Source organism: Pseudomonas sp. P5_B2, from assembly GCF_056400445.1.
Genome location: NZ_JBFULH010000264.1, coordinates 1 through 5,819, shown reverse-complemented (window position 1 = coordinate 5,819; position 5,819 = coordinate 1). Strand labels below are relative to the sequence as shown.

Here is a 5,819-nt window from a genome sequence, read left to right as displayed (position 1 = left end):
AGTTGCTCAACCCCCTATCGATGACAGCGAAACTTCGTCTGTGCGTGTAACGACTAGTTGGATACGACACTCGCTCAACCAAACTGACTGCCTGAAGCACGCCAGAGCGGCTCTTACAAAAGCGAGATATTATGTTGATGCAGGAGAAGTATCAGTCTTTGGGTTCCGTGAAGGTATGACTGTTTCGATTCGCTGCGACTACGAAGACGTTGCTTTTTTCGCAGTGGCTTATCGCAACAGACCCAGTACTCAAACCCAGGATCAGATCTTGAATCAAATCACCAGATTATTTTAAAGGAAAAATAAATCCGTCCCCTTTTTGCTAATCAGCACCTCGAAGTGCAGGGAGCCGCTCATGAGCAAGTCAAAAGACCCCCTCCATTCCAAAAGCAGCCAATCATTACCCGCCCCATTTCGATTAAAGCCCGCTGAACCGGATGATCTCGTTATGAAGTCAAAGGTCCATGTTTTCGGCAAGCATGCAGATATCGTGTGCGATACAGAATCTCGTGGCTATAAACGTAACGCAGCGGAACTGCAGCTAAATGCTTCTGAGGGCTTCATTCCCCTTTGGCGCGAAGGCTCAATACTCAGGTGGCGTTTCCAAGAGCAGTCGATGGCCAGGTTTGAGTCGCCTACTGAGGCCAAAGAAAAAATCGAAGAGTTGTTTTCGCTCGCCCTACAGGCCTGGGGGGACGCAGCACCAGTGAAGTTCACCAAAAATGATRACGCGTGGGATTTCCAGATAGTTATACAAGACGTAGAGCGGTGCAATGTCATGGGTTGTGTTTTGGCCAGTGCTTTTTTCCCAGACGCTGGCCGTCATGACTTAGTGATATATCCAACGTTATTTAAACAAGACAGGGCTGAACAGATCGAGACACTGATTCATGAACTGGGTCATGTATTTGGTCTTCGGCATTGGTTCGCTCCGCAGAAAGAAGCAGATAACCCTTCAGTACCTTTCGGATCCCAAAACCCTGTATCGATCATGAACTACGGCCCCGATAGCCAGCTTACCGAAGATGACAAGAATGATTTAAAGGAAATATACTCGCTGGCTTGGTCAGGAAAAATCACTCAAATAAACGGTACGGTTATTCGCCTGGTGAGTCCTTTTCATAGCCTTAGAGAACTGCCGAAAAATAGTTTATTGAAATGAAATTCGCACCAGCCAGTAGCAAACGGGCGCCGTGAGTCGGTAAACACCAGTTTGCAGTCAACGTCGATTCGCGAGGACCTTGACGAAGTAGCCGACAACATTGGAAGTACAAAGAGCCTGGGCTCAACGCAACTTCAGCGGATCGACCATCCCCGCCGCGATGGCCATGCCTACCAGGTCCGGCAAGGTGTTGGCCTGCATGCGTTTCATCACGCGTGCGCGATATAGATCAACGGTTTTTGCACTCACGCCCAGTTGCTCCGCGATTTCGCGGGTGGTGTAACCCTGCACCAGCGGTAACAGAATATCGCGCTCCCGCGGGGTCAGGGTGAGCATGCGCGCCTGCAAGGCTTCGTGGCCCTGGTTACCCGAACGATTGGCGGCACAGTTGCTGAGGGCCTGTTGCACGCTGTCGAGCAACAGCTGTTCGTTGTAAGGCTTCTCGATAAAATCATGGGCACCGGCCTTGAACGCGCGCACCACGATCGGCACATCCGCATGCCCGCTGACGAAGATGATCGGCAGGTTGAGTTGGCGTACGCGCATTTCTTCCTGCACATTCAATCCGCCCATGCCGGGCATGCGAACGTCCAGCAGCACGCAGGCGTCGAGGCTTGCATCGCAGGCATCGAGGAACGCAACGCCACTGGTAAACGGCAAGGCCTTGAGCCCGACTGACTCCAATAGCCAGATCGTCGATTCGAGCATGCCCTGATCATCATCGACCACGTACACAACGTGCTCCGTTAAACCTGCCATTACCTGATTCCTATTGTTGTTGTTTTGTTGGGCCGGCAAGCGGCAAGCGGCAACACATCAGCAGCCCGACAGGCTGGCGCCGGGCATTCAATTCGCCACCGAAACCTTCGATGATGCTGCGACTCATGGACAGACCGAGCCCCAGGCCATCGGCCTTGCTGGTGTAAAACGGGGTAAATATCTGCTCCAGTTCCGTCTCGCTGACGCCCGGCCCTTGGTCTCGCACACGGATTTCCACACAAGCGCCACTGCCCTGCTCCGCGGCCATCACGATCAGAGAAGGCTGTCCAGGATGTTGCTCGCGGTTGGCGTCGATGGCATTGCGCAACAAATTGAGCAGCACCTGCTCCAGCAACACGCGGTCGGCATAAACGGGTGGCAGATTATCCGGTAGTCGATCCTCGATTGTCACTTGGCAATTACTCGCCTCCCAGTCACACAAACGCACGGCTTCGCGAGCGACGTCGGTTAAATTCAGCGCCTGCATGCGACGCTGTCCCTTGCGCAAAAAGGAGCGTAACCGCCGGATCACTTCGGAGGCGTGGGTGGCGTGATGGGTAATGCGTTCCAGGCCCTGGGTCACTCTTGCAGCGGCTTGGGGATTGGAGTCCAGCGTCTGTAAATAGCGCTGGCTCGCATTGGCATAATTGACCACGGCAGCCAGCGGCTGGTTGATTTCGTGGGCGATCCCCGACGCCAGTTCACCGAGAGTGACCAATCGTGCGGTGTGTGCCAGTTCATCCTGATGACGGCGCTGTTGCACTTCCCGCAGCTCGCGCTCGGTCATGTCGCGCGCGACCAATGAGTAATAACGCTCACCGCCGGCGGAACGATGCGCCAGTAGTACCAGCGACACCGGCACCGATGTGCCACCGGCCGGTGGTTGCAATCGCGCATCGGTGCTCCACACACCATCCCGCTCGGCGCCGCTCCAGCCATCGCGTTGCAGACGCGCAAGGTCGCCACTGGCGAACAACTCGACCAGGTCCGGCATGGGTTGTTGCTCATCAATCCCGAGGATGCGTCGCGCGGCTGGATTGAGGTAAGTAACTTGCCCCTCGGGAGCAATAAACAACACCGGATCGATGTAGGCCTCGACCACTTCCGCCAGGCGTCGCTTGTTCTCTTCGGCCTGCACCCGGGCCGTGATGTCCCGTGAGACGCTGACGACTTCGACCACCGCCCCGGTGTAGGTTTCCCGGATCGCCCGGCTGGCGGTTTCGAACCACAGGTAATGGCCGTCGCGATGGCGGATGCGATAAGTCATGGTGTGATAACCATCCTGCTCCAGCGCATCGCGTGCGCGCTGCACGAGGCCGGTCAGATCCTGCTCATGAAACAGGCCTTGCGCCAGTTGGCCGCGCAACTCTTCGGGCCAGTAACCGAGCAACGTCCAGGATGCCGGTGACGCATCGATTACGCGCCCCTCCGGTGTGTGGCGGGAAATCAGGTCGGTCGTGTTTTCGATGATCAGCCGATACAGCCGTCGTGCTGTAGCTGCTTCACGCTCCGCCAGCACTTGAGCCGTGGCGTCGCGGCAACGGGCGAGCACCCGGTTGTCCTGGGGGTCGGGAATAAACGTCCAGATCAGGATCTGCGTTTCAAACTGCGCCTCGACACCTTCGACAGCGCGTTGCTGGTCAAGGCAGGCACGAACCAACACCCGATGATTGACCGGTAAAAAGCCCAACATATCGGTCAGCGACTTATCGGCGAGCAGCGCCATCAGTGCCGCGTTGAACTCCAGCGGTCGACCCTGCGCATCGAGCAACAGGCTCGGTTGCGGATCGTGACCCAGCAATGGCGAACCGCGCAGCATGCCGTTGACGCTGCTCAGCAGCGTCGTCAGCAAATCCTGCACCCAGCCCAGCCAATCGAGACTCACGCCTTCGCGCACTTCCACCAGCAACAAGCCCGGTTGCCCCGGCTGCAAGGCCAGATCAAATACCTGGCCATGGCTGATCGCGGCCCGGCGTAACCGGCCGGACAACCAGCAATCGAGTTGACGGACTTGAGCCAGGTCCAGGCGCCCTGCCTCGACCAAATGCTCAAAGAGCAGCTGATCGCTGGCCAGCGCCGGGTCGCCAAGCCCAGGCGGGAAATGCTGGGCGGCGCCCTCATGACTGTAGATGCGCGCATTGGGCTGCCAACTCAGGTAAACCGCCCGCTGCACCTCCGGGCAATCCTGTAGCGCCCGACACAACGCATCGGCCCGGGCGGCCAGGGAAACACCCTCGCGCTGCAGGCGCAGCCAACTGTGCAATCGAACAGGGGTGAGGGTCATTGCGGGTCTACGTTGTCAGGGAATCCAAGCATATATCAGCCTTCGATGGCGGGCGGAGCGATTTGGAGACAGAAGAAGAACATATAGTATATGTACTATACGCCATAGGTTGTACTTCCATATGCGAGGCTGAATGTTATATAAAGTTGACCGGAATTTGAAGGTGGCCTCGGCGACTACGCTGCAAGGTCAACCATAGAGCTAACAATCAGCCATCGAGTACCCGCACATGTCTATCTATGAACAAGGCCTAGGCCCGTCGGCTGTCAACCACATTGCCTTGTCTCCGCTCAGCTTCATCGAGCGTACCGCCAGCACTTATCCGAACCACCTTGCCGTTATCCACGGCTCGATTCGCCGCACTTGGGCGCAGACCTACAACCGTTGCCGGAGTCTTGCCTCGGCGCTGGCCGGTCGCGGTATCGGCAGGGGCGACACGGTGGCGGTGATGCTGCCCAATATTCCCGAGATGCTTGAAGTGCATTTCGGTGTACCGATGATCGGCGCTGTGCTTAACCCGCTCAACGTCCGACTGGATGCCGAGGCGATCGCATTCATGCTGCAGCATGGCGAAGCCAAGGTGTTGATTACCGACCGTGAGTTCCATGGCGTGATCCATGCGGCGCTCGGCATGCTGGATCACCCGCCTCTGGTGATTGACGTCAATGACCCGGAATACGGTGAAGGCCAAGCCGCTAGCGATCTGGACTACGAAGCACTGCTGGCTGAAGGCGACCCGGCATTCGACTGGCAATGGCCGGTCGACGAGTGGCAAGCCATTTCGCTGAATTACACGTCAGGCACCACCGGCAATCCCAAGGGCGTGGTTTACCACCATCGCGGCGCTTACCTGAGCGCATTGGGTAACCAGATGACTTGGGCCATAGGCAATCATCCGGTTTACCTTTGGACCCTGCCGATGTTCCATTGCAATGGCTGGTGCTATCCGTGGACCATTACCGCGTTGGCGGGTGTACACGTATTCCTGCGCCGGGTCGATCCGCAGAAAGTGCTCACGCTGATCCGCGAGCATCAGGTCACTCACCTGTGCGGTGCGCCGATCGTGCTCAATGCCCTGGTGAACATGCCAGAATCAGCCAAAGCGGCCATCGATCACCCGGTCCATGCGTTGGTCGCGGGCGCTGCGCCACCGGCCAAAGTGATCGGTGCCGTCGAGGAGATGGGCATCAAGGTCACTCACGTGTTTGGCCTGACCGAAACCTATGGCCCAGTGACGGTTTGCGCCTGGCACGCCGAATGGGATGAGTTTTCTCTGGAGAAGCGGGCGCAAATCAAATCGCGTCAGGGCGTTCGCTACCCGACGCTCGAAGGCGTGATGGTCGGCGATAGCAAAACGCTGGAACCCACCCCACGCGACGGCCAGACTATCGGTGAGATCTTCTTGCGCGGCAACACCGTCATGAAGGGCTACCTGAAGAATCCGACCGCCACTGCCGAAGCGTTCGAAGGCGGCTGGTTCCACACGGGTGACTTGGCAGTATGGCATCCCGACGGATACGTCGAAATCAAGGACCGGCTCAAGGACATCATCATCTCGGGCGGCGAGAACATCTCCACCATCGAACTCGAAGGCGTGCTCTATCGCCACCCGGG

Annotated in this window: 5 protein-coding genes; 3 read left to right on the top strand and 2 right to left on the bottom strand. The window is 57.4% G+C overall.

What is annotated here, in order from left to right:
• The coding region (locus AC1DRJ_RS17840) for a hypothetical protein (protein ID WP_477803320.1) at positions 1-295 on the top strand (295 nt) is incomplete at its 5' end.
• 60 nt (positions 296-355) lie between these two features.
• Positions 356-1,162, top strand: a complete 807-nt coding sequence (locus tag AC1DRJ_RS17835) for a matrixin family metalloprotease (protein WP_477803319.1) — start codon at positions 356-358, stop codon at positions 1,160-1,162.
• Positions 1,163-1,285: 123 nt separating this feature from the next.
• Here AC1DRJ_RS17835 and AC1DRJ_RS17830 read toward each other — a convergent pair whose 3' ends face one another.
• Entirely contained in the window at positions 1,286-1,921 is a 636-nt protein-coding gene (locus tag AC1DRJ_RS17830; RefSeq protein ID WP_477803318.1) for a response regulator transcription factor, read from the bottom strand.
• Positions 1,922-1,931: 10 nt separating this feature from the next.
• Positions 1,932-4,205, bottom strand: coding sequence for a PAS domain-containing sensor histidine kinase (locus tag AC1DRJ_RS17825; RefSeq protein WP_477803317.1), 2,274 nt, complete (start codon positions 4,203-4,205; stop codon positions 1,932-1,934).
• 229 nt (positions 4,206-4,434) lie between these two features.
• Here AC1DRJ_RS17825 and AC1DRJ_RS17820 point away from each other — a divergent pair.
• Positions 4,435-5,819: acyl-CoA synthetase (locus AC1DRJ_RS17820; RefSeq protein ID WP_477803316.1), on the top strand; the 1,385-nt coding region annotated here is incomplete at its 3' end.

Excerpts from the sequence above, each read along its gene's own strand:
- AC1DRJ_RS17830 (WP_477803318.1), bottom strand. The coding sequence starts at position 1,921 with ATGGCAGGTTTAACGGAGCACGTTGTGTACGTGGTCGATGATGATCAG.
- AC1DRJ_RS17825 (WP_477803317.1), bottom strand. The coding sequence starts at position 4,205 with ATGACCCTCACCCCTGTTCGATTGCACAGTTGGCTGCGCCTGCAGCGC.